This is a genomic window from Bacillus sp. AM 13(2015) (assembly GCF_001518755.1).
In the GTDB taxonomy this organism is placed as follows: Bacteria; Bacillota; Bacilli; order Bacillales; family Bacillaceae; genus Bacillus; species Bacillus safensis.
In genome coordinates this window covers 35,863-60,594 of record NZ_LKCP01000060.1, presented here as the reverse complement: position 1 = coordinate 60,594, position 24,732 = coordinate 35,863, and the positions used below count along the sequence as shown (strand labels likewise).

Below are 24,732 nucleotides of genomic sequence, written 5' to 3'. Positions count from 1 at the left end.
ACATGTTTTTTTATCAAGATCAAGAGATATCCATGCGGCTGCTTGAGCCAAGAGACGCAAGAAGTCTATATTTGCTCATCCAGCGGTCAAGAGAGCATTTACGTGAATGGATGCTTTGGGTGGATTCAACACAGACAGAGGAAGACAGCATGGCGTTCATTCAAGGCGCAATGCAGCAAGCCTTGCAGAACAACGGTTTTCAAGCGGGCATCTGGTCACATGGAGAGCTTGTCGGGATCATTGGCACCCACCAAATTCATTGGATCAACAGGACTGTTTCAATTGGCTATTGGCTCGGAGAAGGCTATCAAGGAAAAGGCATCATGACAAAAGCATGCAAAGCAGTCATTCAATATTTATTTGAAGAATGTGGACTGCACCGCATTGAAATCAGGGCTGCTGTCGATAACCAGAAGAGTAGACGCATCGCAGAGCGGTTATCCTTTTCGCTTGAAGGCATTTTGAGACAATGTGAATGGCTGGGCGACCGCTTTACGGATCATTGTGTATACGCGCTCTTGCAGCCTGAATATATGAAAGAAAAAACGCATTCTATGAATCAACCCACTTAATTGTGTCGATTGCATGAATTATTTTACAAAGTGAAGCTTTGTGGTATCCGTTGCGATCAGCATCTGATAAAATAGAAGGAAAAATCGAGGTATGAAGTATGTCTCTTATTATTTTATTTTACTTATGGATCGTCCCTTTATTATTTGGCATTTTCTTCTCATTCTTAACAAAGAAAGCCACCTACAAACGCCGCTTTGTCCCATCATATAGCATGGCAGGACTCAGCATCGTTTTTCTCATTCTGGCACTTGTCTTTTCAGCCAGCCATTTTCTATTCATTTGTGGTATGTTCCTATTTGCCACAACCCTTGTCGGCACAAGCATCCCTTTATTTTTAGCCTTTACAAAAACACCATCATAAACAAAAGCCACCTTTTTGCAATGGAAAGGTGGTTTCTTTTTTATTGATTTGGCATTCTGTAAGTCACGGTGGCATCTTGATTGGCTTCAATTGTTTTCACAATGTCTTGTAGGATCTCTGACGCTCGATCATTTGAGTCATACTTGCCGAGAGTCTTTACCCAAGTATCGCCTCCTGCGATCATTCCTTCAATCTTTTTGCCGGTTACTGAGACTTCGTGGACATGAACGAAACTTTGCTGGTTTTGTGCGAAAATCCATAGCATGGTTTTAACTCCTTTTATTGTTTGATTGGATGTCGTTAGCCCTTTTCAATACAGCTAAAAAATGTGCTATGTTACACTTCCCCTATTCTTTTGTTAATAACTCTTTTCGAATAGCATGTGTCTCAATATCTGCAAACCTTACGGGTATTGGTAATCTACTGTTTTTATCAATAAGTTTCATAATAATTTTTGTAGTTGTATCTAAATCAATCCAATTCCCACATGAAATAAAAATAGGCTTAACATTCACTCTGGTTCTGAGAGCTCTTCCATATATTTCGTTATTTATAATAATATCTGTGTATGCATTTGTTTTATTTTGGGGCATGGTAAAATCTATACCATTAATTTTCAAATAACTTTTTGCGACTCCAATGGTAGGTTTATTTAAGAAGAAAGACGCCTGTGTAGCAATGCCCATGTGTCTATAATGTAAATAACCATTTCCATCAAACATATAGACGTCTACTTGTTTCGTCAGTTTTTTTACTGCATCTTTAATTAATGGCATTTCACGAAAAGCAAGAAAACCTGCTATATAAGGAATCCTTATTTCTCCATGGCTATGCACTTTTTCTATGATTTTTTTTTCTATCAAATCATAAACGACGATACAACAAACACCGCTCGTTTTTCCATGCATATCAAAATAAGCTACATCTACACCTGCAATAAACCTTATGTTCTCAAGTTGAAAATTATTTTTCAATTGCACTTTAGGCAAGAGCGCTTTTTGTTCACTTTTAAATTTTTCTAATAAATCATTTATTTCATCATTATTCATAAGATCCACACGATTAGCTGTTGAATTTTTCGGCATATTTCAAATCGGATTCATTAGGTTCTGCCTTTTTCTCTACAATATTTCCACTTTCATCATACTTTATATAAGTCATCTCTCGACCAGCAACACATTCAGATTCATACTTTTTATTTCCATTTTCAAAAAACTCAACTTGATAGCCGTCGGCTGCATTTTTACTCATATGACCTATTTTCTTAACATTTCCATTTGAATAGAATTCAACATACTTACCTTGTTTAACCCCTTGTTCAACATAGAAATAACTCTCAATATTCCCATTTTCATATATATCATATGCTAATCCCGTAAACAGCTCTTCTTTACCATCCTCGGTAATTTCCACTATTGCTAGTTCGTAAGGGCCTCCATATTCTAAACATTCTTCAAACTCAGTGCCATTCTCTAAAATAAAATCTTTTTGCAATATATCATTTAACATTTTTAGGAACCTCCGTGATAATTTTAGATCCATCTGTAAGATAAGCACAATGAGGACACCTTGGAAACATCATTCCAGCCGGTTTCACTCTACTCTGACCTGTCCTAACAACATTCAAAATAAAATTATCCAAACTAGCACCTGGATTAGCCTTTAAGGCCTTATTCAAGGCGATCACTTCTGCATGTGACCCCGCACCTTTTGTAAATGTATATGAATCTATAACCTCTTTTGGCATTCTATCATATTTGGCATTTATTAAGGGATGGAAATCTGGTAACTTTCCATCATAATCATTTATTGCATACGAATATTTTCCAGTCTGCTTATCATAAACTCCAGCAAAGGCAGGACCCATTTTCTTCTTGCTAATGCCAGTTTCTTTTAATTTATTTAGTTCTTTCACCGTTTCTCCGCGTAAATTAATTCTTTCATTTAATTCTTTTGAATCGATCTTTCCATATTTATTTCTCAAATAATCAATTCGACTTTTCGTGTTCTCTTTAACCCCCATCTTCCCATGAAACCCTTTCACCCCGAACGGCAAAAGCATCCCCAGAGCCGCGTTCATACTTGCTTCCTGCTGTTCTTTTGAGATCTTGTTTCCAAACATGTCTCGGCCTGTGATTGCTTCGCTGAAGCCGTTGGTGGCGGTTAGGCCATATAATCCTTTTTGAGATGTTTTCAGGGCGTCAAAGGATTTTTGTGATGTCTTGTAAATGTCGACTGCCCTGACCGCGGCTGATGTGGCTTGGGTCGTTTTATAGACAGCTTTTCCGCCTTTGAAAATGCGGCCTGCCCAGCCGACGATTGGGATGTAGCCTGCTGCTGCCATGCCTCCTGCCGCGACTCGCTGGCCTGCGGTGAGTTCCTCGCCTGTGATTGGATCAACGCCTGTTGCGGCACGTTTTGAATCGTTCACGCCGGTCAGTTCATTCACGATGTTTCCACCATAATCGAGCGCTTTTTCATACCAAGGGCGGTTGGCGAGCGCTTCTTGTTCCTTTGCGACCTTGCGGGCTTCTTCTTGTTCTTTTTTGATTTTCAGATATTCAGAAGTTTGCTTCTCAATATCGCTCTTTGCCTTGTAGATGTCGCTATTTTGATACGCTTTCTTGTCAAAATTCATAGGCGAAATCGCTTTTCCGTCATTTGTCGCATTCATCATTTCTGCGTACAATGCCATTGTAGCTTGCTGTTCCGTCTCTGACAAAGCATATTCATCTTTTAAATTTTGATCAAGCTCTCTTAGATCTTTGACCGTCTTTTTTCGTTCATCTTCCGCATCTTCTATTTTTTCATCAAAGGTTTGGCTATCAAATACCTCTAGGGAAATGAGGTCATCAATGTCTTGAAAAATGGTTTTGAGTGCCTTTTTTTGATCCTTCACAATGCTTTTGGCATTCTTGATGCCCATATGTACTGCGTTGTCTAAAAAGTGTTCTTCTACAAAGGTGTCGCCGCCAAAGTTTGTATCATCAAGTGTCCCAGAAACACCTTCATGAAAGGCTTTTTGCTTATCAATGAAATTGATAAACATATCAACATTACCCGCTAGTTCTTTATAAAAGCTTTTAATGTTATCGGCACCTTTTCCAGTAAAATCATCACCGAGGTTGGCAACACCTTGTAATGCCTTTTTTAAATCTACCATTTGTTCACGGAGTTCCTGATAGTGTTTTGCTCTTGTGTCCATGGCACTTGTTAGTGCTTTTGCATCAAGTATCTTCCCCAGAAGAAGTCACTCCCTCCATTATTGATCATAAAGTCTATTTTACCTTTCTCAGCGAATTGGAAAAATAGGCTTTAAGTTACAAAAATAATGTCCATATTAATAAAACAAGTGATAATTGAAATGTTTTTCCTTTCATCACAAAAAAGTCAGTCCTCTTTTGAGAGGACCGACTACATTTTGTTTAGAAAAAGCGTTTTAAACTTTTCTTGAGTGGAGGGATATCCAGCTCGCCTTTTTCAAAGAATTTTTTCAGTAAGTACTTACTAAAACCGGCTGCTTGTGTGTACGTAATTTTTCCAGGTAACGGCGGTTCATTGGTGACAGCAACATCAATAATGACAGGTTTATCTGATTGAAGAGCTGTATCAAAGGCTGGAGCTAGTTCTTCATGTGATGACACGGAGATTCCTTTGCCGCCACATGCTTCTGCAAACTTAGCAAAATCAATATCTTCTAGCTCTATACCATAATTGATGTTTCCTTTTACTTGTTGTTCATATTCAATCATTCCAAGATTGTTGTTGTTTAAAATCACCACAACGATTGGCAGTTTATATTTGACCGCTGTCACAAAGTCTTGCATAACCATTGTGAAGCCACCATCGCCACAGACAGCAATCGCTTGGCGATTCGGTTCATTTAACTTAGCAGAGATAGCACCAGGCAAACCACAGCCCATTGTGGCAAGCCAGCTGGAGATGATGAAATCCTGCTGTTTCATTTCAAAATGGCGTGCCATCCATACGGTCACATTCCCTACATCAACAGAAAGAATGGCGTCGTCTTCTACTGCTTCTTCTAATCTAGCAATGACTTGCTGAGGTTTAAGCGGTGATGTAGCAACGGATTTTTCCTTATCCATTTCTTCTCGCCATTTCATCATATGCTCAGTACAAGCTTCAAGGAAACCACGCTGCTCTTTATATTCAATGTAGGAGGTCAGTTCATGCAAACCACTCTTGCTGTCACTCACGATTCCTACGTCTACCGGATATCTTTTACCGATTTGATCTGGCTTAATATCCAGTTGAATGGCAGGTGTGTTCTCTGGTAAGTAGTCTCTATATGGAAAGGAAGTTCCAAGCATAATTAAGAGATCACACTCTTCCATCGCTTCATATGCTGGCTTCGTTCCGATTTGACCTAGGTTTCCTAAAAAATATGGGTGCCTGTCTGGCACAACACCTTTTGCAGGAAGTGTGATGACAATAGGCGCAGCAGCCTTTTCTGCAAATGAAAGAAGCTCTTCTTTTGCATTTCGTAATCCTTTACCTGCTAAGATGACTGGCTTCTTCGCATTGTTAATTAGCTGTGCTGCCTTTAGCAGTTGATCTTTCTTTGGCCGTACTTCTCCCTCAACATAAAGAGGAGATGTATAAACAGGCTTGCGCTTAATTTTTTGAGAAAATAAGTCATCCGATACGGTGAGAACTGCCACACCTTTGTGAGTATAAGCTGCTTTAATGGCTTGATTCAATAAATCAGGCAGAGCTTCTGCTGTTTGTACCTGCTGATTAAAGACAGCAACGTCGTCAAACATCCGCTCTAATTTGATTTCTTGAAAGGCGTCTCTCCCTACTTCAGTTGACGCAACCTGCCCTGCAATTGCTAAAACGGGTGCGCCATCTGCTTTTGCATCGTATAGTCCATTTAATAAGTGGACAGCACCCGGTCCAGCGATGGATAAGCAGACACCGAGCTTACCTGTTAGTTTGGCATCAGCCGCCGCTGAAAGTGCCGCCACTTCTTCATGTCTCGTTTGTATAAATTGTATTTGGCTTGATTCGTGCCTAAGCTCTTCAATCAATTCGTTTATGCTGTCGCCGGGCATTCCATAGATATGTTTTACGCCCCACTCTTCCAGTAGCGCTGTTACTTCTTTTCCTGCGGTTCTTTGCGGCATGTGAGAAAACTCCTTTTTTCTTACTCCATACCACCGCACCCTTTTGATCAAACGTTTCAACTTGCTGCTACTTTTTAAAATGATATGGAAGGGTGGCGACCACAATATCCCGCTTCCATAACAGACGGAATCTTAATAAAAAGGCAGATTGGTTATGCAAGATCGTGTGCCATCTTTTTTTCGGGATAAATTGAGGTACGAGCACCATCACTTTATATTGATGCGCATTTGCTTTTGCCTCAACCGTTTCAAGAAATTTATCAAGCGGATGAATAAGACTTCGATAAGACGAATGCAGCATCACAAGCCGCACACCACTGTTCAGTTTTTCCCAATCTGCTTCAATTTTCTTATCTTTTTCTTTATCAAAGGATACATGAACTGCTATGACTTGCTCTGATAAGGATTTTGCATATTGAACAGATTGCTCAACGACACGTGTTACACCGGCAATTGGCACAATGACCACATTCCCTTTAATCTCAACAGGCTCTGCTTCATTCATTAAACGCAGTTGTTCTCCGACAGACAGGTAATGCTTTTTAATGGAATGAAAGATGAATAGCACAATTGGCATGAAAACAAATACTGGCCATACAAGATGAAACTTGGTCAAAATGAGAATCATGAGAACCGTGAAGGAAATCAGTGCTCCGACTATATTAATAGGCATTTTCGTTTTCCAGCCCTGCGGTTTTTCACGAATCCATTTCACACACATACCTGTCTGTGACAAGGTAAATGGAATAAATACACCGACAGCATATAGCGGTATAAGGTGTTCCGTTTTCCCATCAAACAACCAAATGAGCAGCATGGAAGCTACACCTAAGAAGATAATGCCATTAGAGTAACCGAGACGATCCCCTCTTACTGTAAACATGCGCGGCATATATTTATCCTTTGCTAAGTTGACCGCCAATAAAGGAAAGGCGGAAAAGCCGGTGTTTGCCGCTAATATCAAAATTAAAGCTGTAACAGCCTGAATGACATAATAGAAAAATGTACGTCCAAATGTATCTGATGCAATTTGTGATACAACCGTTTCTTCTGGCTTTGGTGAGATGCCAAAACCAAACGCAAGTAATGTCACGCCAACAAATAATACAGCTAGTAATCCACCCATCATCAATAATGTTCTCGCTGCATTTTGTGCAGCTGGTTTTTTAAAGGATGGAATGGTATTTGAAATGGCTTCTACCCCAGTCAGTGCAGAACAGCCAGACGAAAATGCTTTTAATAAAAGAAATAATGTAATGCCAGGTACGTGTGTACCTATTGCAGTATGCTCAGGTGCTGGAGGAACGCCTCCTGTTAATAATTTAAAGCCGCCGACTCCAATTAATATAAGGAGTGATATGACAAACAAGTATACGGGATAAGCCAAAATAGATGCTGATTCTGTCAATCCACGAAGGTTGAGCACCATAATCAAGATGACCAATACAATTGAAATCAGCACATGATATGGATATAGTGCCGGAAAAGCTGATGTGATAGCATCGGTACCCGCTGATATGCTCACTGCTACCGTCAAAATATAATCTACAAGCAATGATCCCCCAGCGATCAGTCCTGGCTTTTCACCTAAGTTTCGACTAGAGACGACATAGGCCCCCCCGCCTTCTGGATAAGCATAAATAATCTGGCGGTAAGATAGAATTAACGCCATTAACAGAATTAATACACAACCTGCAATCGGGAGTGAGTACCAAAATGCTGCTGCACTAACGACTGAAAGAACAATCAAGATTTGTTCTGTACCGTATGCAACGGATGACAATGCGTCTGATGACAATAATGCCAACGCTTTGATTTTTGATAGTTTTTGTTCTCCTGCTGCCTGTGATTTTAATGGTTTCCCAATTAAAATACGCTTCATCAAACTGTACATGTGATGCCCGCTCCTTTAGTGTCAAACGATTTAAGTTACAAAAGATGGATCGCCAAAAAGACACAGAGGCAATAGAATGCCCCTGCGTCTATTGTTTAGATCACAGGTTGGTCTTTGCTCTCTTTAACGCTTACGAGGTTAGCTGACGGATTCGGGCGCATGAGACTTTGCCCTACCTAAAAAGGATTCACCCCACGTGGTGTCCTGCACCACTAATGGTTCCCCCGCTCATCGAAATGATTCAGCGATTGGTCTTTTATAAAAGAGATCATACTCCCGTTTGACACCAAAGTAAAGACATTTTTTCAAGGTCTTTTGATCGTTTATCTATCAGTCTTTTTGCGGTTTTTTCGTACGAAATAAATAATCATTCCGACCACAAAAATAATTAGCACAGCGATACATGCAAAATAAATCCAAGAATCACCGACGCCTTGCTTTTCACCTTTTTTGAGATCATTTGTTGTGCTGCTGACCGTTTGATGATTAGAGAACATGTCTTTGTTTTTGCTCTCGATGGCAACTGTTGCCGTTTCCGTATTTGTTTGCAGGAAATGAAGCACTTCATGTGAAAGATCAGCGTCAGCTGCTTTCATTCCTGAAAAGACGGTCATTGTTTGTTCTTTATTCCATACAGATGGCTGCGTCCATACAATACGAGCAGTCGTTTCGTTGATCATATCAAAGGAGGATACATCATACTGATCCTTTGTCACTGGAACGATGAGATCGTCTGCTTTTTCTTTTAAAAGAGAGAACGTTTGAATGCCCCCGATGAAAATAAGAGAGTGATTTTTCAATTGATCATTTGTCACATTTGAAGCTTTGATCAATTGATATTGAGCAGCTTCCGGCTGACTAAATGATTCTGTCAGCATCGCCATTTGATTGATCGTTTCTTGCTTGATTTGATTTGGCATGATGATCAATGTTTTTCCTTGCTGCGTTTTTGATGTGAAAGGAAGCGGCCATGCAGCTAAATCCGGTGTATCACTAGCTGTCCCTTCTGGTATTTGAAGAGAGCTATTCTTATCAATGTAAATCCAGCTTTCTTCATCCGTATGTCTGCAGGACTCCATGTTTTTAAAGCCTGTAGTGACAAATTGCAAATCAATATATTCATTCTTTTGGAGCACTTGTGAATCTACTGGAATTGACACATGATAGAATCCATTCTCATCTTTGTTTCCTAGTTTTGTTAACGGTACATCGTGTGGTTCATTATTAATCATGACTGTTAAGCGTTCCGCTTTGTTCGCTGTATCAGTTTTTTTAAATGATAGATTTAACTTTGCAGCAGATTTTTGATTAGCGATCAATGCTTTCGGATAATAGTAATGATCCGATGCCGTCTTTTTGGTTCCAACCGTTACATCATCACCACCAAAATCTTTTAAACGAATTTGATGAGATGGTTTTGATGCTTTAGCAGTAACCTTTTGAAGCAGCAAATCTGTCCCAGTGAGCTGATCGGTCAGTTCTGGTTGAGTCAGGACATTGATTTTTTCCGCAATTGTCTTTGGCTGTTCAGCAGTGACAAATAAAATGGGCTGTTCTTTTTTCTTCCCAGTCAGTGTTCTCACTGCTAACGTGAGCTGGTTGCTTGCTGTTTTCATTTTCGCAGCTTGCTCGATCGATTTCACTCGTCCCTCCCAGTTTCCTTTCGCTCCAACAGCAATCGTTGGATGCGCGATTTGCTTGAGGTCCTTTTCTTGGACGATTTTGAGGTCTGCTTGGCGGTCTTTGTTTTTCAACGTACGGTATACTTTCATAGCCGCTTCTAATTCAGCTGCTTCTGGTGAATTTGGAATCACAATATCTGTTTGTTCTTTCTGATCACCTGTTTGAATGAAAGGTGAAGGGAAGCTGTCTAACGTCACGTCTGTCGTTTGAGTTCCTTTGAAATCCAGCTCACTTTCAGGATATACTTTCAGCCAGTTGGCAGGTGTCTCTTGGTTGATACACACACCTTCTTTTAACACGCCATAAAATGCGAGCTGAATCCGATGAGAACCTTTTTTCAATTGCGATTTGTTCAATTTGATTTGAATCGATTTCTTTTGGTTTTTTCCTGTTACGGGAATGGTCTTTTCAATCTCTCCATCAATCATGACTGTGAACGATGATGGCGAAATGAGTAATGGTGATGCCTCTATATTCAATGTAAGGGTGCTAGACTCTACTTTTTCTTTCTCTATTTGATAGGAAAATTCAGTGCGGTCTTCTTGTCCATACAAGGTCACTACATCTTCTGATAATGCTTGCGTTTCTGTTTGACTTCCTTTTGATGAGCGAATCCAGTCATCTTTCACTTGTACTCGATTTGATTGCGCCAGTGCTTGCCCCGCCATGAAAAAAGGCTGAATGGCAAGGGATATCATCAATGTAAAAATCATCCATTTTACCGATTTCAATTTGTCACCCGCTTTTCTTTTGTTGTTGATCGTAACGCTCGGTTTTGTACCATTTTACTTCTTGTTTGAATAAACGGCTCTTTGTCTCTACAAATAAAGAGTACACGACTAGCGCAATCCATACTTGAGAATAAGTGAAGTACATGAGCGCCACAATGAGTATATTTTGTTTGGTGAGCTCTGTTTTCTCAATGCTTAATGTAATCATCACTTCTGTTAGAAAGAGAAAGAAGGCCAATCCCCACAGGATCAGGGCAACAGCTCCTACAGATAAGTGAAGGTCAACAAATAGGTTCACGATAAAGATCCCATTTGAGAGCAGGACACCGAAGAAAAATAAGAAATACGTAAAGAAGAAATAAAACAAATCGAAAATCATTCGTTTTCGTTTCAGCTTCATAAACTGCTTTAAAAATTTGAGTACAACATATTGATTGCCTCGTGCCCAGCGTGTTCTTTGCCGCCACCAGACTTTCCACGTCTCAGGCTCTTGTTCCCAAGTGATCGCTGCCGGGAAAAATCGAATGACATAGCCAAGGTTATAGACACGAATCGTTAATTCGGTGTCCTCAGCCAGCGCATGAACATCCCAGCCGCCAAGTTCTTCTAAGATGTGCCGGCGGATGGCGAAGTTGGTGCCTGGTATTGTCGCAATGCTAAACCACTTCCATCTTCCGCCCTGCGCCATCCATTGGAAGCAGATGGTCTCAATATTAATAAATTTGGTCAGGAGATTTTTGGCTGCATTGATGACCCTGAATTTCCCGACAACAGCGCCTGCCTTTGGGTCGTTCAATAAACCAAGAACCAAGTGATAGACAGCCTTTTGTTCAGGCATGTTATCTGCATCGTATACGCAGATGACTTCTCCTGTTGAAGCCTTTAAGCCTTCATTTAGTGCAGTGGATTTTCCCTTTCCTGCAAATGGCGGCTTTGTTTCAATCATATGGACATGATCATATTGATCACTGAATGACCGCACGATGTCCCCTGTGCCATCGGAGGAATTGTCATTAATCACAATGATTTCAAGGAGATGTTTAGGGTAGGATAGCTGGACCATTGCTTTTAGCGTTTGCCGGATGACAACTTCTTCATTATGAGCAGGAATCAGAATGCTGACGGTCGGCAGCTCTTTCCCTTGTTTCGTCCATTCAGGCAGCACTTTTTCGTAGGTCAGGTAGTGCTGAAAGCCGCCCTGCATGAGAAACATGTGGTATAGGAGCATGATCCAAATCAGTATTAATGAAAGATAAAATAAGACATCAGCCACCTAGTTTTCTCTCCTTAAAAATTCGTTTTTTCATTGTCAGTCTTAAATACAATGTGTAAAAAGCAAATGCCGCAATAAACAGCATCACCACGACTGTGAGAATTCGCAGCATATTTTCCATGCCGCTTCGTTTGACTGTTTTGGTTTCTGCTCTATTGGATTGTTCTACTTGAATATGTCCATTCCCTGATGTTTTGATCTGTACATGTGATGTTTGGACCGTCTGTTTTGTTTTCTTTAAATCCAGCCATTCACTAGAAGGAATTGCATCCATCTGCGTCATCAGATTTTGCAGTCCATCTATTCCTGATTCCACATTATAGGACAGCCCGATTGCGGCTGATTGAAGATGCTGGATGGATTGAATCTTTTGCTCTGTTAAAATATTTGAACCTTCTTGGTCAGATGCTGGCTCTACTGATTGCTGAGGATATAAGGTCATGCCGTGAAGCATAGCGGGTTTCGTCACCAGCGGCGGAGCACCGGCTGTTTTCCACGTATGATCCGACAACTGTACCTGTCCAAACAGACTGGACATATGCCTTGATATCACATCGTAGCCTTGTTGGGATATGGCATCATGCGGCACCTCGAATGCCAGTGGATATAGACCTTGCTGCGCAAGAAGCTCAATGCCCTTTGTGATTTTTTCTTCTGTATAGATGATTTCTTGCTGCTGATTCGATCTCGTATAAACATGGAAGTCTTTTTCATTCGAAAAATGGCTTTCACTTTGCTTCTTCTCAGCTTTTTTTGGATCATTTGACGTAATAGACTGATCATTCTTTGCATCCCAGAACTCAAAGTCCTGACCAGAATCCTCCGTTCGGTACGTACGGTTAAATCCATGAAGAATGATGCTGGCTCCATCGCTTTGCAATTGTTTTAACACTTTTACGAGCTGCGGGCGGTCACTCAGTGTAACTTCATCACCTGTTGTTCGATCCACCCATACAGGGGTTACCGCTATCAGAAACGGAATATGCCGAGTGGATACGTATTGTCCAAGCTCAAGCAGCTTCTTCTCGTCAGAGACAGGACTGATGTTCCCAAACCTTAAGTACTTTGTGGTCAGCTGATGAGAAGAAGACAGGCGTTTTTCCAGCACTTCTGCAAGCAGCTCGTTCTGCTGCACGACATTTAAAATTCCAATATAGTCGGCACCTTCCTTTGTTTGGATCACAAATGGAAGATCAGCTTCATGCTTCTTCAATAAAAATTCACTTTGCAAGTCTGCCCCTTGAACCGTTAACGCACTGATACTTTTCTCTAGCTGACGGTAAGTTTGATCATCTGTATATTTGATTTGACTTGTATGATCTTGTTTGTGAAAAGTAAGCTTGGAGAATGGGCGAAGCTGTTCCGCATTGTATCCAATGGCTATTACCTTCTGTGCTTCATTCATCATACGAACGGTCTGCTTCGGTAAGGTTCTCTTTATTTCCCCTAGGTAGATGACTTGCTGAAATTCACTGATCTTCTTTTCAGCCAAATGTTCATCAGATACAATCGTCAGCTGTTTGGAAAAATGTCCGGCGAGTAGATCCAGCATATGCACTGCTGGAGTCGCTTCCCCCGATTCTGTCGAATAAACGATCAGGGTATCTGACTTGGCAAGTGCGTCGGCTGAAGCCATGTATTTAAAAGAAAAAATCAAAAAAAGAGCAAGCAGCAAACAGCATTTCATCAAAGAATTAAAGTTCATTCATCATCATCTCTTTTTCTAGTTCTTCTAAAAATTGCTCTGGCGTACGATAATCCGAACTGCTTGTTAAATGACAGACATGAAAAGTCAGGGTGACTTCACGACCGTTTAACAGCACATGCTTTTGCAATTTATCTTTTAGCTTCTCAAGGACGACAGAGACATTCTCTTCTGGTGTGTGAGTAAGCAGCAAGCCTATTCGTTCTTCGGATAATCGAAATTTCTTATCCGTTTCTCTGACACTTTCGCGAATCTTGATGCTTAATTGCTGAAATAGGTGCTGCATTTCTTTTTCTCCATATAACGATTTGAATTCCGCTGCATAATGGATATGAAGAAGGATAAAAACGAATGGCTGTTTGTAACGTTCTGCCCGTTTCATTTCCTCGGATAATTCCAGCTTCATCCGATCTGCATTGTCAAATCCAGTTGTCGAGTCAATCGCCACAAATTGTTTCATCGCCTGCTTTTGTTGTTCAATGGTGTGACGCATCGTCTTGATCCGCTCATGCAAGCTTCCTGCTGAAATCGCGAAAAAGAGAAGGGCTACGCCCCAAACCACCACATCCTGCAATGTTCGATTGGAAAATAAAGGATTTGTGTGGCCAAGCTCTGTAAAGAACATAGCACTTCCTATAAAGAACAACATCAGCAAGGTAAAAATTAATGCTGGTAAGATGCCAAATAAAATCCCGCATCCTAACACGACAAAAGTCAGTGTGATCATCAAAAAGCTCTCTGCATCATGCAAGCCAAGGTAGCTCATAAACAAAATAAGACCTGCAAACGTGAGGAGCAGAGAATAATATAAACGATACGTATTACTGAATAACCGATTCATTAAAAAGCTCCCTTTCTGCAATGAGAGGCAATAAGTTGTCAAATGAGTGTGTGTCTTTTTCGTTCATGTATCCTCCATAATAATCCTTGAGAGGATCTTGAATTTGTAATTCTTTCATGCGGTCATAAACCTCTTTTGCGAATTCCGGTTCGTTTCGTTTAAGAGCATACAAGATGACCAGTGCATATACAGAAGGCGATTCATACGTCACCGATGGCTGCAATGTGCTCAGTTTATATCTACCGTACAGCTTTCCTTCTTTTTTAAAAGTCGTTTTCAGCCATTTCATGATCGCGGACGTACTCACCTTTGCACGATCGGCATGTAGAGCCGTATAGAGTTGATCAATCATATTGATTTCTCGATCAAATGAATAGGCTTTTTTCTTTATATCATAGGATTTAGGAAAGAATCCTTTTTTTCTCGGTGCTTGTTTTAGAATGGTCAATTGGTTACTCGTCATTTGTTTCGTGAATATTTTGAGGGATTCCAATTCTTTGATTGCTTTTGGGTCTAAATATGAGAGTGTGATTGTGTGTGAAGTTCGGTTTGTTGATGCATCATAATAATCGGACAAGATGCCTCTATACATATTCTTGTCTTTTAACGCTTGTGCGATTTCTTTTGCTGTGGTTTGATACGCTACATTCTTCCATAAACGATCTGCCTTTTGAAGTGCCGCCACTACCCGTAAGTCATCAACTAGAGCATTGGCTTTACTTTTTTGATCAGATTCGATTTGCCAGCTGAGAAGATGATCATCTAGTAAAAATTCATCTTGCAGGACACCAAATTGTTGGTCAAAAGAATTTTGATCTTTTTTTCGAACAAGATAATCCATCCAAAGTCCAAGCGACTCAGATAAGTAGATGTGCTGCTCTGCTAATGAAGTGCGAATCATGCCTTGATCTGTCATGAGGTGATGAGTGATAAAATATTCTCCAGGCAATACAGGCTGTGGAGATACTGGATCAGCTGATTCCTTCTGCTGTTCCCAGGTACATCCACCTAATAAAAAAACAATGAGTAAAACAATAGCCGTGCGATGTATGGCTGTAACCATTCGTGTCCCCTTTCAACTCCCGTTCTCTTAGCATCCAACGATTTATTATAGAGTGTTTTTGTTAAAATTTAAATAAATATTTTATACCAAATTACGAGTCTTTTTGCATACATATTCCCATTTTCAGAAAAACCATATGCCGATATACTTGATTGCACAGAAAAACCCATGCATTTCAACATGGGTTTATACACTACTATTGATCTAATTTTAATTTCTTTAATTGCTCAGCCAGTGCGTTATTGATTGGTTCTTCCACTTTCTTTTGTTTCTTCATATATTTTGACACATCGTGCTTACTGGCTTTCTTTTGATTGGATTGTGATTTGCGTTTTTCGAAAACAGACAGTTTTTCTCTATGGCCGCACACACAAGCAAAGATTTTGCCATCACCTTCTCCGCGCAGCTCGAGCTTTTTATGACAGTTCGGGCAGCGTGCGTTTGTTTTCTTCGCTACATTTTTACGGTGGCCGCATTCTCGGTCTTGGCACACGAGCATTGTGCCATGTTTTCCGTTCACTTTCAGCATAAGTTTTCCGCAGTCAGGACAATGGGTGCCAGTGACATTGTCATGCTTAAAGGTTTGATTCGTTTGTTTGATTTCAGATACGGCTTGTTTTGCATAGGACTTCATTTCACTCATGAATTGAGAAGCCTTCAGCTGTCCTTTTGCGATTTTAGAAAGCTTTTGTTCCCATTCCGCTGTTAACGCAGGTGACTTTAAGTCTTCAGGCACTAAGGAAAGCAGCTGTTTCCCTTTCGATGTGATGAAAATGTCTTTGCCCTTTTTCTCGATTAAGAAGCTGTTGAACAGTTTTTCAATGATATCGGCTCTTGTGGCCACTGTTCCTAGTCCGCCTGTTTCACCGAGGGTTTTCACTAAGTCCTTTTCCTGATTTTGCATAAATGCCGTTGGGTTCTCCATAGCAGATAGCAGAGTTGCTTCATTAAAACGGGCAGGAGGTTTCGTTTCTCCATTTGTTTCTTTCAGCTGGCGTACTTCAAGTGACTGCCCTTCTGAGAGCAGCGGCAGATGCTGATCTGCTTCGGCTGATTCCTCGTCTTCATAGGAATCATCATACACGGCTTTCCAGCCGGCTGATTGTACGGTTTTTCCTTTTGCCGTGAACGTTTCACTGCCTATCTTGGCAATCACCGTTGTTTCCTCGTATTCAAAAGGATTCATCAGTACAGCAAGGAATCGTTTGGCAATAAGATCATATAATTTACGCTCTTTATCACTTAGTGCACCAGGATACAGCTCTTCCTCGGTTGGAATGATCGCATGGTGATCTGACACTTTTGCATCGTTGACGAAGCCTTTGTGCGCTTTCACGCCTGATTGTAAAATGCGGTTCACATGCTGTGCGTACGGTCTGACGTTCATTCCTTTTAAACGATCTTTTAATGTAGGAACGATATCCGCTGAAATAAATCTTGAATCTGTACGCGGATATGTCACAAGCTTATGCTGCTCATACAATCGCTGAAGCGTAGACAAGGTTTCTTTTGCTGAGAAGCCGTAGCGTTTATGTGCATCACGCTGCAATTCAGTCAGGTCATACAGCCCTGGAGCAAAAGCTTTTTTCGCTGTTTTTTTCAATGCATCGATCACTGCTGGTTTTCCTTTGCAGCCTGCCAAACGCTCTTTTATGACATTCTCTTGGAATGTGCGGTTTTGCTTTGTTTTGGCATCCTGCCATGTCAACGTAAGCCCATCTACTTGTGCAGTCATTCCATAGAACGGCTTCGGCTGAAATTGCTGAATGTCTTCTTCTCGTTTGGCGATCATGGCAATCGTTGGTGTTTGTACCCGTCCGCAGGAAAGCTGTGCATTGAACTTAGTCGTCAGCGCTCTTGTTGCGTTGATCCCTACAATCCAGTCTGCCTCTGCACGTGCAACCGCTGAGCGGTACAGGTTATCATATTCTCTGCCATCTTTTAATCGTTTGAAGCCTTCTTGGATGGCTTTGTCCGTAACAGATGAGATCCATAGTCGTTTCAGTGGCTTTTTCACATGCGCTTTTTCAAGAATCCATCTTGCGACTAGCTCCCCTTCACGTCCAGCATCTGTTGCGATGACAATATCTTTTACATCTTTTCTTGCAAGCTGCGCTTTCACTGCTTGGAATTGTTTGCCTGTCTTTTTCATGACGACAAGCTTGAGCGGCTCTGGAATGATCGGTAAATCCTCTAAACGCCAGGATTGAAATTCTTTGCCGTAGCCTTCTGGATCAGCCAGTGTGACCAAATGGCCAAGCGCCCACGTCACAATGTATTGGTCTCCTTCTAAAAAACCATTTCCTTTTTTATGACACTTCAGCACACGCGCTAAGTCACGTCCTACTGAAGGTTTCTCTGCTAATACAACTGTTTTTGACACTAGAGTTCACATCTCTTTCTTCTATCCATCCTTTTATTATAGCAGACGTGGAGATGCGGTTCTAATGACGGATTATTTCTTCAATCGCTTGATGATTTCGTTGGTGATTTCTTGTGTTTGATAGGCTCCGCCGATGTCTGCTGTTAAGAAGCCGTCTGCTGTGACTGACTCGATGATTTCGAGTAGGTGTGTGCCCAGTTCTTCTTCTCCGAAATGATCAAGCATGAGTTTAGCCGTCCAAATTTGACCGATTGGGTTGGCAATCCCTTTTCCTGCAATGTCTGGGGCTGATCCGTGTACAGGCTCAAACATGGACGGATATTTGCCATTCACATTGATGTTGGCAGCAGGCGCTACGCCAATACTTCCCATAATGGCGGCTCCAAGATCAGTCAAAATATCGCCAAATAAATTACTGGCGACAATCACATCGAATTTCTCAGGTCTTGTCACAAAGAAGGCTGAGAGTGCATCAATGTGCTGTGAGTCTGCTGTCACCTCTGGATAATCCTTTGCTACGTCTTGAAACACTTCATCCCAAAATGGCATTGTATGAACGATTCCATTCGATTTGGTTGCACTTGTCACATGCTTTCTTCTCTTTTCCGCTAATTGAAAGGCAAAACGCATGGCTCGCTCTGTCCCTTTTCTGGAGAAAACAGCATTTTGAATGGCAAGCTGATCTTCTCCTTGATAGATACGGCCCCCAATTTCACTATATTCACCTTCACCGTTTTCTCTTACAACAAGAAGATCGAAATCCTTTGGCTGAGCAAGCGGTGAGCGAATGCCGCTCAGCTGTTTTGCAGGTCTAACGTTGATCACCTGCTCAAATTCACGTCTAATTTTAATGAGCAATCCCCAAAGTGATACATGATCCGGCACTAAATTGGCATCTCCGACGGCCCCTAAGAAAATGCTGTCAAAGGCTTTTAGTTGTTCCAATCCATCCTTTGGCATCATTTCGCCATGCTCTAAATAATATTCACAGCTCCACGGAAAATCCTGAAAGGTGAAAGACAGACCGCCATGCACCTCTGATATCGCTTTCAAAACTCGGATGGCTTCAGGCACAACTTCCTTTCCAACTCCGTCTCCTGGTATCGCTGCAATTGAAACATGCTTCATTGATTTTTCCCCCTTTGTTATCGGTCGACCGTCGACCGTTTAATTTGAGTTTACTAAAGAGTGCCTGTTCTTACAATGGACAAAAGACGCTTTTTGATCAAAGCGCCTTTTTATCCTGCACCAGTATCGGGGACTTCTGTTTCTTTCTTCCCGCACCTTTTTTATCTGAAAGCAGCAAACCTCCTAAGGTCAGTACCGTTCCTAGTGCCGACATGAAGGTCAGACTCTCGTGAAGAACGATCATTGAAATGATCATCGTGATAATGGGCACTCCATAAATATACACACTTGATTTCACCACACCGATCGTCTTCACGGAAAAACTCCATGTCAGAAAACAAATAGCAGATGCAAAGACGCCTAAAAACAGCAAGTGGAAGGCAAACGATGGATTCGTGAACCGCTCCCAGTCTAAACGAATCTTAAAATGCCAGATCAGCGGAATCATCCATAGCAGCCCGTAAAAGAAGACACGTCTTGTCACCTGAATAATATGGTAGCCATATTGATTGATCATTTTCGATAAAATGGAATAAAATGCCCAGACGATGGTAGCCATAAATGCTAAAGCATCACCGAGCGGATTCAATTGGAACGTCGTCATCCCATTAAAGCTAATCAGTACAATTCCCATCATCGCGATGAAAAAGCCTATGAAAAAAGCGGCTGTGCAGCGGCTCATCTTTTAATAAAAAATAAGACAATAGAAAAGAGAAAAATGGGACAACGGAGCTGATGACACCTGCATTCGAAGCGAACGTATAGGTAAGTGCAACATTTTCTAAAAAATAGTATAAGACCACACCACATAACCCTGCGAGCGCAAACATCCCTTCATGCTTTCTATGCTGCACCTTCATGGTGACTGGATAAATGATCATCAGGGTAAGGTACCCAAGGAAAAAACGAAAAAATAAAATCTCTGTTGGAGAAAAAGCCGTTAATAATATTTTGGTTGATATAAAGGTAGATCCCCATAAAAAAATGGTGAACATGGCTGCTAGATGACCAAGAAGCTGTTTATTTTTCATTTTGCTGTTACCTGCTTTTCAAAAATTTGCTGATACTGCCCTGGCGTAAGCCCAATAAATTCCGAAAAGAAATGAGTCAAATGACTTTGATCAGAAAATCCAGCGGCAGCAGCTACATCTATTGGCTTCATTCCTTGGGCGAGAAGCTCCTTCGCATAGTTCACCCTGATTGTCTGTAAATAACGATACGGCGTAATTCCTCTAAACTTTGTAAAAGCACGCAGCAATGAATATTTGTTCATGGACACGAGCTCACCTAAGTCATCTAACGATATATTTTCCGTGAGATGTGTTTCAATATATTGCTGTACGTCTTGGACTTTTTGTTCATTGGCATTGGCATTGGCTGCTGATGCTTTTTCCTCTGGTGTATCAGAATAGGTTTCGATCAACTGCTTCATCAAAAAGTAAAAGGCTTCCTGTTTATTCAAAGCAGGAGCTTCTTCTGTGATCATTTGATGAAGATCATATAATTGCTTTGCTAGTTCACTTTGTGAAACCACAGGGGCTTTAAAATGCGGCTTGTGCTGAAAGATCTTCTCCAGCAACTCTGGTTCAATATTTAAGCTGCGATAATCTAGCGGCTTGTGATCAAATTGTTCACATCCGTGATTATCGTACGGATTGAAAAGAAGGATATCTCCTTTTCCAATGATGTATTCTTGATTTTGGCAGAACATACGTCTTTGACCGCCTTCAATAAATCCAATCACATAGTATGTATGAAAATGTTTTGGGAACTTTTTGATGATGGCATGAAAGCGATACGCCTCTATTTGCAAGTCCTGATCAAAATGGACTGTTCGTTCCTCTAATGTTCTCATGTCGATCCCCTCTTTTCACTGAACTCATCATTAGTGTAGCACACCCTTTTTCTCTTGGATTGTACGATATTGACTTTTCGATGCAGGCTTGCCTAGAGGGAAAAACTTGGATAACATGAGACAAAAGATGATGTACAAAAGAGGGAATGATGGGATGAATTCATTCGAGTTGGAAAAACCAGCACCGTATCACATGCAATTTTATGAACAGCTGAAGCAAATGATTTTTGATGGCCAGTTTCAGCCAGGGGAGCGCATTAATGAGACACAGCTTGCCAAGCAATTTGGCGTAAGCCGTTCACCTGTAAGAGAGGCGATGAGGCTGTTAGAAAAAGACGAGCTTTTAATTGCGGATCATCGATCAGGCTATTCCGTCTATACGTTAACAGAAAAAGATGTCGAGGAGCTCTATCAAATTCGGGTTGCCTTAGAAACACTTGCTGTTGAGCTTGCCTGTAAGGAAGCCACGCAAAGAGAAATGGATGAAATTGAGCAGGTTCTCACGGAGGCGGACGAAGCGATCAAGCAGGAGCTGCCATCTAAAGAGATCGTCCAGTTACATGAATCCTTTCACCAAAAAATCATTTTGGCGAGTCACAATGACCGTTTATCCAAACAATTGAATCACGTGAATGCACTCATTCACTATTGCCGCATTTTCCATTTTAGCGGCGGGGCTCGTGCTGAAACCATTCAAAGAGAGCATGCAGCGATCTATTCTGAAATAAAAAAGCGCCGCTCCACAGAAGCGGTTCAAGCAATGACGGAGCATTTATTACATGATGTGATGCACTTAAAGCAAGTACTCTCTGAAACAAACAAACAGTAAAGGACTTTTCCCATTTTTTAAGCAATCCATGAACATATTTTGAATTTTTCGTAGATTTCAGCATGTCCAGACGATCTTTCGTTTATATTAGAAGATGAGAAACTAGCTTTTATACAGGAGGATTTGTATATGCATACAAGTATTAGCCGTCTGCGACAGGCGGGTTTTATTGAGGGTATGTCTCTTTTAACCCTTCTTTTAATTGCCATGCCTCTAAAATATTTTGCGGATATTCCGATGGCAGTCACCATTGTAGGCTCTCTTCACGGCGCATTGTTTGTCATCTATATGCTCATTTTGGCATATGTGACATTTAAAGTTCGCTGGCATTTGAAATGGTCCATCGCCGGTTTTTTTGCGGCATTCATTCCTTTCGGCAATTTCGCCTACGATAAGGTGCTCCGCCAATATGATACAAAAGCTTAATAGAAAAAGCGTTCCTTAAAGGAACGCTTCAGATTGTTGACAAAGGGCTAAAATGATTTTGATTTTAGCCCTTTGTCTTCTTTTCAGCGTGATAGAAAACCTTTGCAGTCTAGGAAGGACGGCTACCTTTGCGGAGCAAATTTGACATTCGTGAGCACCGAAGCGCAGACCTGACAACGAATGCGAGGGTTTGTCTACACGCTGAAGCGTTCCTAAAAGGAACGCTTTTTTATATTGATGCATATTTCACAATGGCTGCTTGACGCGTCATATCTTGATATGCCACCCATAATTCATCACCAGGCAAGACGCTGGTGATTGGATCGATTGGCTGTTTCACTTCATACATCATGCCATTTCTCTCAACTTGAATGATCGCTAATGGCAGATTGCCGATGACGCCAGTAAATTCGACATTGGTCACTTTTGCACTTCCTTGTTTCTCTTGCATGAGGCTCATTTCTCTATCCAGCTCTTCTTTCTTTGTCTGGATCGTAATTTGAGTGCCCACTGCGACCTGCATATGATCAGGGATGAACTGGCTGACCGTTTTGGTGATGGACTGATCTCCGTTTGACACTGTCACATCCAGCTGAATAGGCTTTTGTTCATGGATGGCAATTGAATATTGCTTCACACGCTGGATGGTTCCTCTTAACGTCACATCTTTCCCCGATCGATTCCGAATTTCATAGCCATAGGCTGCCATTTTCAACTGGCCATTGATGTCGACGAGATCAGCTTTTTCTCCTGTTCTAAATTCAAAACCAGCGGCTTGAATCATCGGAATGATATACGTTTTCTGATCTAATTCAAATGTGAGTGATAAGACAGTGCCCCGTCCTACGGTTCCATATGATTCTATATTTCTTAAAACAGCGCCTTTGATGAACTTTGGCACACTTGGCTGCGAGAAGTCACCCTCTTTTAAAAGCATTGCCTTTTGCTTCTTCGGATCATAGTGAATGACAATAGGCTGGCCTGGCTGTGGTATCTGGGTGTAGGATACAACCGTTTTAACCGTCTTTTCTATACTTTGCCCTTCATATTCAAATTGAAGCCGCATGCTGACAACTGGCTGTTCGTTGATGTAAGTGCCCGTTTCTTTAACAGACACAATATAGGCTTGTAATGTGACACTGTCCTTTATCTTGTTTCTTCTCACCAGTCTCAAAATCGGCGGCAGGAAGATCGCTAGCACAAATAATAACAGCGGGATCAAGATCCATATCGCCCAGTTAAGAATGAGCGGTCCACCCTTCATTACATATTGCATAAAGGTATCAACAGACGTTTGGTGGGCTGGACTGGCGTTTTCAATTGAGATGACCTTTTGCAAAGGAAATTCCTTTAGCTCTTTGCTTTTCGTCTCAAATGCACCCGTTAATTGATTGTCAAATGAATAATAGAGCCAATCGCTCTTCACATTTTTATTGAAAGAGAGCCCTTCTCTTTGTAAAGATTCATAAGACAATGATTGAAACAGCTTGCTGGCAGACACCGCCTTATTCGTGCGATGGTTATAAATATAACCCGTCAGCTTACCTTTTGCTTCGTCCTTTGCTGTAGAGCCTGCAATCAGCACTTCTTCCTCATTAAGCTGGTACACATACGTTTGGTATATTGGCTTTGGCGTTGGAACGACTTCCCCAAGCCTTCCTTCTGCATTCACTTTCCTTGCCCTTTTTGGATATTCCGATTCCACGGCGACAGCAAAGTTTTGTGATGATCCGATCGTTTTTTGCAGCCTCTGCTCAACTGTATCTTCCACAAGGCTAAACGGTTCAGCATTTTTTGAGACATAGAGGCCAAGCTGATGCTTCTCGTTTGAAATGCCGCTGACATAAGCCTTTTGATCATTTTTCAAGGCTACTTCAAATATAGGAATAGGGGTCTGCCCTCTAAAGGAATTCATGACAGCATCCATGGAGACAGGCCTTGCCGGCAGCTTTAGCTCGTTAAGATTGTGTACATAAAATTGCCCGTTCTTCAGCTCACCAATGACTGTAGCGGCGCCTTCCATTTCTCCTGTAAATACAAGTCGTCCATTCCATTGATATGTATTCGTATTTAGAAATGAGGGAATCTGTAGTTTCTGTTGAGCGAGTTCTTTCTTTTCTCCATTTGGAGACAACTTTTCAATCATCAGCTGCCCGTCTTTATTCTTTAAAGCAAGCAAGAGATTGTTTCCTTGAATGGATGGCAGCATTTCATTAAACGAATCACTTTCTGTGGTCCATTCACTCATTCTTTTCCCTGATTGAGGATCAACCATTGCAAAATGGAGCTGCTGGTCTTTTGATACCGCACTCACCACTCGTTTGCCTTCATCAAATGTGAAAATTCGTTTGACGTTATTCTCTGTTACTTTCCCATCTGACAAATCATCTTGATAATGGTTCCACACCAAGACACTGAGAATGATTGCTGGAATAAAGAAGACAATATACCTTAGGAAGATGACTGGTATTCTTTTCACTTGATCGCTTCCTTTCATGAGGTTCCTTTCACTTATACGTCAGTACAGCGAAAATGTTTCACGCTAGAAGAATACCATCAAAGCCTTTGAAATCCATATTTTACAAACTTTGTTGTTTACGATAAAATCCAATCAGATTGAAAAAAGGAGTTCTCTCATTGGATAAGCTATCATCAATCATTCTAGCGGCGTGGCTGCGTGTCCCTCGCTGGCTCAAGCAATGGGTACTCGTATCCATTTCCATTTTCTTTTTTTATATGTGTTTTGTAAAGGGGCTGACTAGCTGGCACACCTTGCCGCCTAGCACTTTGCTCTCATGTGTGATTGGTTCCTTCATCATTTGGCTGATGTGGCTTAAGGG

At 41.3% G+C, this 24,732-nt stretch carries 19 protein-coding genes, 1 pseudogene and 1 riboswitch; of the genes and pseudogenes, 4 read left to right on the top strand and 16 right to left on the bottom strand.

Going from position 1 to position 24,732, the window contains the following annotated elements:
• Positions 1 to 2: 2 nt before the first annotated feature.
• Both AOQ70_RS09995 and AOQ70_RS09990 read left to right on the top strand, forming a co-directional pair.
• Positions 3 to 572 carry a GNAT family N-acetyltransferase gene (locus AOQ70_RS09995; RefSeq protein ID WP_039176679.1) on the top strand — a complete coding sequence of 190 codons (570 nt, stop codon included), beginning with the start codon at positions 3 to 5 and terminating at the stop codon, positions 570 to 572.
• Between the two features lie 98 nt (positions 573 to 670).
• Positions 671 to 934, top strand: a complete 264-nt coding sequence (locus tag AOQ70_RS09990) for a hypothetical protein (protein ID WP_058837367.1) — start codon at positions 671 to 673, stop codon at positions 932 to 934.
• Between the two features lie 40 nt (positions 935 to 974).
• On the opposite strand, the gene AOQ70_RS09985 is transcribed toward AOQ70_RS09990, so the two are convergent.
• The 15 genes and pseudogenes from AOQ70_RS09985 to AOQ70_RS09915 form a co-directional block, all read right to left on the bottom strand.
• On the bottom strand, positions 975 to 1,199 hold the full coding sequence (locus AOQ70_RS09985; RefSeq protein WP_059376056.1) for a hypothetical protein: 225 nt from the start codon (positions 1,197 to 1,199) through the stop codon (positions 975 to 977).
• Positions 1,200 to 1,281: 82 nt separating this feature from the next.
• Positions 1,282 to 1,983 carry an endonuclease V gene (locus AOQ70_RS09980; RefSeq protein WP_059376074.1) on the bottom strand — a complete coding sequence of 234 codons (702 nt, stop codon included), beginning with the start codon at positions 1,981 to 1,983 and terminating at the stop codon, positions 1,282 to 1,284.
• A gap of 13 nt (positions 1,984 to 1,996) precedes the next feature.
• Positions 1,997 to 2,443 (bottom strand): toxin-antitoxin system YwqK family antitoxin, encoded by a 447-nt coding sequence (locus AOQ70_RS09975; RefSeq protein ID WP_041089172.1) that lies wholly within the window; start codon positions 2,441 to 2,443, stop codon positions 1,997 to 1,999.
• Positions 2,433 to 4,139, bottom strand: a complete 1,707-nt coding sequence (locus tag AOQ70_RS09970; protein ID WP_082700839.1) for a T7SS effector LXG polymorphic toxin — start codon at positions 4,137 to 4,139, stop codon at positions 2,433 to 2,435. The genes AOQ70_RS09975 and AOQ70_RS09970 overlap by 11 nt, the downstream gene beginning before the upstream one ends.
• A 220-nt stretch (positions 4,140 to 4,359) precedes the next feature.
• Positions 4,360 to 6,081, bottom strand: a complete 1,722-nt coding sequence (locus tag AOQ70_RS09965) for a pyruvate oxidase (protein WP_059376054.1) — start codon at positions 6,079 to 6,081, stop codon at positions 4,360 to 4,362.
• Positions 6,082 to 6,148: 67 nt separating this feature from the next.
• On the bottom strand, positions 6,149 to 7,975 hold the full coding sequence (locus AOQ70_RS09960) for an APC family permease (RefSeq protein ID WP_039176669.1): 1,827 nt from the start codon (positions 7,973 to 7,975) through the stop codon (positions 6,149 to 6,151).
• 112 nt (positions 7,976 to 8,087) lie between these two features.
• Positions 8,088 to 8,232, bottom strand: a riboswitch (cyclic di-AMP (ydaO/yuaA leader).
• 66 nt (positions 8,233 to 8,298) lie between these two features.
• Entirely contained in the window at positions 8,299 to 10,389 is a 2,091-nt protein-coding gene (locus tag AOQ70_RS09955) for a cellulose biosynthesis cyclic di-GMP-binding regulatory protein BcsB (RefSeq protein ID WP_059376052.1), read from the bottom strand.
• Between the two features lie 4 nt (positions 10,390 to 10,393).
• Positions 10,394 to 11,617 (bottom strand): glycosyltransferase family 2 protein, encoded by a 1,224-nt coding sequence (locus tag AOQ70_RS09950; RefSeq protein ID WP_285858380.1) that lies wholly within the window; start codon positions 11,615 to 11,617, stop codon positions 10,394 to 10,396.
• Positions 11,618 to 11,654: 37 nt separating this feature from the next.
• Complete coding sequence (locus tag AOQ70_RS09945) at positions 11,655 to 13,367, bottom strand: DUF2334 domain-containing protein (protein ID WP_059376049.1); 1,713 nt, start codon at positions 13,365 to 13,367, stop codon at positions 11,655 to 11,657.
• Entirely contained in the window at positions 13,357 to 14,208 is an 852-nt protein-coding gene (locus AOQ70_RS09940; RefSeq protein ID WP_039176658.1) for a GGDEF domain-containing protein, read from the bottom strand. Before AOQ70_RS09940 ends, AOQ70_RS09945 begins: the two co-directional genes overlap by 11 nt.
• Positions 14,189 to 15,271 carry a glycosyl hydrolase family 8 gene (locus AOQ70_RS09935; RefSeq protein ID WP_059376047.1) on the bottom strand — a complete coding sequence of 361 codons (1,083 nt, stop codon included), beginning with the start codon at positions 15,269 to 15,271 and terminating at the stop codon, positions 14,189 to 14,191. The genes AOQ70_RS09940 and AOQ70_RS09935 overlap by 20 nt, the downstream gene beginning before the upstream one ends.
• Before the next feature lie 196 nt (positions 15,272 to 15,467).
• Entirely contained in the window at positions 15,468 to 17,654 is a 2,187-nt protein-coding gene (locus tag AOQ70_RS09930; RefSeq protein ID WP_059376045.1) for a DNA topoisomerase III, read from the bottom strand.
• A gap of 72 nt (positions 17,655 to 17,726) precedes the next feature.
• A complete protein-coding gene (locus AOQ70_RS09925) occupies positions 17,727 to 18,782 on the bottom strand; it encodes a tartrate dehydrogenase (RefSeq protein WP_059376042.1) in 1,056 nt (351 codons plus the stop codon).
• A 97-nt stretch (positions 18,783 to 18,879) separates the two neighbouring features.
• Positions 18,880 to 19,813, bottom strand: a pseudogene (locus AOQ70_RS09920) (DMT family transporter).
• The gene (locus AOQ70_RS09915; protein ID WP_041089152.1) at positions 19,810 to 20,637 is read right to left on the bottom strand and encodes an AraC family ligand binding domain-containing protein; all 828 of its coding nucleotides are present in this window, start codon (positions 20,635 to 20,637) and stop codon (positions 19,810 to 19,812) included. Before AOQ70_RS09915 ends, AOQ70_RS09920 begins: the two are co-directional and overlap by 4 nt.
• Before the next feature lie 154 nt (positions 20,638 to 20,791).
• Between AOQ70_RS09915 and AOQ70_RS09910 the strand changes: the two genes are divergently transcribed.
• A complete protein-coding gene (locus AOQ70_RS09910; RefSeq protein ID WP_059376071.1) occupies positions 20,792 to 21,466 on the top strand; it encodes a GntR family transcriptional regulator in 675 nt (224 codons plus the stop codon).
• Between the two features lie 129 nt (positions 21,467 to 21,595).
• Positions 21,596 to 21,892, top strand: coding sequence for a DUF3817 domain-containing protein (locus AOQ70_RS09905; RefSeq protein WP_008347156.1), 297 nt, complete (start codon positions 21,596 to 21,598; stop codon positions 21,890 to 21,892).
• A gap of 229 nt (positions 21,893 to 22,121) precedes the next feature.
• Here AOQ70_RS09905 and AOQ70_RS09900 read toward each other — a convergent pair whose 3' ends face one another.
• Complete coding sequence (locus AOQ70_RS09900; RefSeq protein WP_231730861.1) at positions 22,122 to 24,371, bottom strand: hypothetical protein; 2,250 nt, start codon at positions 24,369 to 24,371, stop codon at positions 22,122 to 22,124.
• Between the last annotated feature and the right edge of the window lie 361 nt (positions 24,372 to 24,732).